General features: G+C 78.6%; 1 protein-coding gene. It reads right to left on the minus strand.

Annotated features, from left to right (window positions below; genetic code table 11):
- On the minus strand, window positions 1-3101 hold a 3101-nt coding region (locus tag VF746_05770; protein HEX8691903.1), incomplete at its 3' end, for a BTAD domain-containing putative transcriptional regulator.
- Window positions 3102-3542 lie beyond the last annotated feature (441 nt).

Here is a 3542-nt window from a genome sequence, read left to right on the forward strand (position 1 = left end):
GCCTCGGCGGTGCGGCGGTCGCCGCGGACCGACGCCACGGCGGCGCGCAGGCGCATGGCGCGCGTGAGGCCGGCCGCCTCGTCCACCCGGTCCAGCACCGTGGGCGGGAGCGCCTCCAGCGCCGCCAGCGTGCGGTCCAGCTCCTCCACGGCGCCGGCCGTGTCGCCCAGCGCCAGGCGCAGCTCCGCCTCGGGGAAGACGAAGTCGAGCGTCAGGTCGCCCGGGCGGCGGCTCCCCCGCGCCTGGGCCACCCCGGCCAGCCGCTCGCGGGCGGCGCGCGCGTCGCCGCGCGCCAGGAGCTGCTGCATCTCCACCACGAAGTCGGGCTCGGCCAGCGGCGCCCGCCACGCCCGCGCCGCCCCCAGCCCCCAGCCGAGCCGCCGCGGCGAGCCGAGCAGCGCGGTGCGCACGGCGGCCCGGTTGGCGGGGGCGATCCAGGTGCCGATCAGCCGCTCCACCTGCCGCTCGGCGGCCTCGCTCTCGCGCGCCATCCCCAGCGAGCCGTAGACCAGCGCGTCGGCCCACGCCTCGGCCAGCGGCGCCGGGACCTGCACCATCTGCCCCTGCGGGGTGAAGAACGTTTCCTCGGGGACGCCGGCGCGCACCAGCGCCCGCGCCCGCTCGGCCCGGCCGGTGAGCACCGCCAGCGGCGCCAGCGCGCGGGCCTCGCGCGGCCCGGGGTCCGCCCACCCGGCCAGGGCCGAGTCGGCCAGGGCCCGCGCCCGCTCCCACTCGCCCGTGCGCAGGTACAGCCGCACCTGCGCCACCGACAGGCGCAGCCGCTGCTCGGGGCTCCGGGCCAGCATCCGCGCCTGCCGGAGCGCGGTGAACGCCGAAGGCTGCCCTTGGCGCACCGCGCGGATCTCGCCCATGGTCTCCAGCCCCGCGGCCAGCGCCTCGTACGCGTCGGGGCTCTGCGGGAAGGCGCGCGCCCACTGCAGCAGCACCCCGCGCAGGACCGCCCGGTTGCGGGAGACGGCCGCGTTGCGGGTGGCCGGGATCGTCTCGCGCCGGAGCGCCGCCACGTCTTCCGCCCGCCAGGGGACGAAGGCCAGCGTGTCGGCCGCGAGCGAGGGGTAGGCGGCGAAGCGCACGGTGTCGGCCCCGGTGCTCATCCCGAAGCGCAGCAGGGTGGGGTCGGCCTGCAGCAGCTCGTTCAGCCGGGCGAACCCCGCGCCGCGGAAGGCCAGGTGCGAGGAGGGGACGGTGCGCAGCGCCCGCCCGTACGCCTGCACGGCGCGGTGGTAGCTGCCGCGGAAGCGCCACCCTGACGGGCTGGCCGGGTCGGGGAGCACCACCCAGTCGCGCCGGTGGCACTCGCCCAGGCCGAACCACGCGGCGAAGTCGGCCGAGTCGCGCGCCACCAGGGCGTCGTACGCGGCACACGCCTCGGGGAAGCGGTGGCTGCCGAGCGCCAGGAGGGCGCGGGCCAGGGCGCGCTCGCGCGGGGCCAGGCGGGCCGAGTCGGCCAGGGCCCGCGCCGCGTCGCCGCGCCACTCGGCGGGGTCCGACTGGCCGGTCCAGGCGATGGCCTGCGCCAGCCACAGGTGCGCGGCGGCGAAGCCGGGATCGGTCTCCACGGCGCGCGCCAGCTGCTCGCGCGCGGCCTCCAGGTCCCAGCGCGCCATGGCCAGGCGGCCGCGCTGGTACGCCTGCCAGGCGGCCAGCGAGGTGGTGCCGGCGGCGTCTTCGGCGTCGCCCGCGGGGTTCACCTCGCGCCCCAGGAGCGCGGCGGCCAGCTCGCCCATGCGGGCCGAGGCGCCGCCCAGGTCCTTCCCGAAGCGGATGGTGTGCTCGGGGGCGTCGCCGCCCCGGCGCAGGTCGTAGAGCCCGGCCCGCACCGCCACGCTGTCGCCCAGCGGGGTGATCTCGCCCCACAGGATGCGCCCGGCCCCCGCCTGGCGCGCGATCTCCCGCGCCTCGGAGAGGGTCTTCGGCACGCCGTAGCGCGCCAGCAGGTCGCGGGCGCGCTGGGCGTCCACCAGCTGCAGGTCGGTCCAGCGCGAGAGGGCGTCGTGCAGGAGGAGCTCGGCCTGGTCGGGACTGAACGTGGCCCCGCCCCCGTGCTCGGCGAAGGGGAGGACGATGTAGACGCTCGAGTCCTCGCCCGCCGGGCTCTGCCGCTGCAGCCCCAGGGTGAGCCCGATGGCGATGGCCCCCACCATCGCCACGGTGGCCAGCCCGCGCGGGTGCCGCGGCCGCTGGAGCCACCGCGACGGCCCCGCGGCGCGCCGCTCGACCTCGGCCGCGTACGGACGGTCCTCGTCCGCGGCGGCGGGGACCACGGCGGCGGGGACGGCCGGCGCCGGCTCCGGGGCCGGGGCGCGGCGCGTCTCGGCCGGGGCCGCCGCCGCGGCGGGAGGCGGCGCGGGGGCGGCGGGCGCGGGGCGGGGGGCCTCGCGGATGCGGCGGGCGAGCGCCTCGACCTCGGCGTCGGGCTCGACGCCCAGCTCCTGGCGCACCATGGCGGCGTGCACCGCCGCGTGGCGCACGGCGGCCGCCCGCTCGCCGCCCGTCTCCAGCGCGCGCATCACCCGCAGCGCCACCCGCGAACTGAAGGGGTCGTGGCGGGCCAGGCGCTTCCACCACTCGGCGGCGCCCAGCGGGTCGCCCTCGGCCTCGCGCGCCTCGGCCAGCGCCTCGAGCGCGCGGGCGTAGGCGCGCCCCAGGCGGTCGCGCTCCTCCTCGGCCCAGCGCTCGAACTCGGGGGCGTCGCTCACCGCGAAGCCGTCCAGGAACGGCCCGGCGTAGAGGGCCGCGGCGGCCGCGGGGTCGTCCTTCTCCAGGGCGTCCTGGAAGAGGGCCACGTCGCTGGCCACCACGGCCGGGTCCAGCCCCACCTCGTCGCCCGCGGCCACGAAGGCGTTCTCGCCCAGCGCCTTGCGCAGGATGTAGAGCGACTCGGAGAGGAGGTGGCGCGCGGCGTCGCCCGGGCTCTCGGGCCAGAGGTACCCCACCAGCCGCTCGCGCCCGACCGTGCGCCCCCGCGCGGCCGCCAGCACGGCCAGCAGCGCCAGCCGCCGCCGGTGCACCGGGCGCCCGGTGACCGGAGTGCCGTCGTCTTCGAGCGCGGCGCCGCCCAGGAGCTTCAGGAAGAACACGGCGGGAGAGGGGTGAGAGGGTGGGGGTGACGGCCCGGGGAAAGAAGGTTGAGCCGAGACACGGATATTGTTATGTGCGAGCGAATTACGCAAGGGGCACCCGGTCCCGCGCAGATACGGACAGCTCGCCGGACACGGGTGCCGGGCGGCGGCGGCCGGCGGACGGGGATCGAACGGAAATCGGCGCGCTTTGTCTTCCCTCCGGAGCCGATGTAGTATGCGCCCCCCGGACCCTTGCCGACGAATCACGCACTCGCGGGCCGCGCGGACGCCGGAGCCCCGGCGCCCATCCGGCCCTTCCGGAGCCCACCCGGCCGGACATCCTCTCCCACCGATTGATGGAGGAAGCCATGCGTGACGCGAAGCGACTGACGGCGGTGCTGCTGGGGTGCGCGGGCCTGCTGGCCGGCGTCCTGGCGGCCGGCGCCGCGGCGGGCCCGC

The sequence above is a fragment of the Longimicrobium sp. genome, assembly GCA_036389795.1.
GTDB lineage: Bacteria > Gemmatimonadota > Gemmatimonadetes > Longimicrobiales > Longimicrobiaceae > Longimicrobium.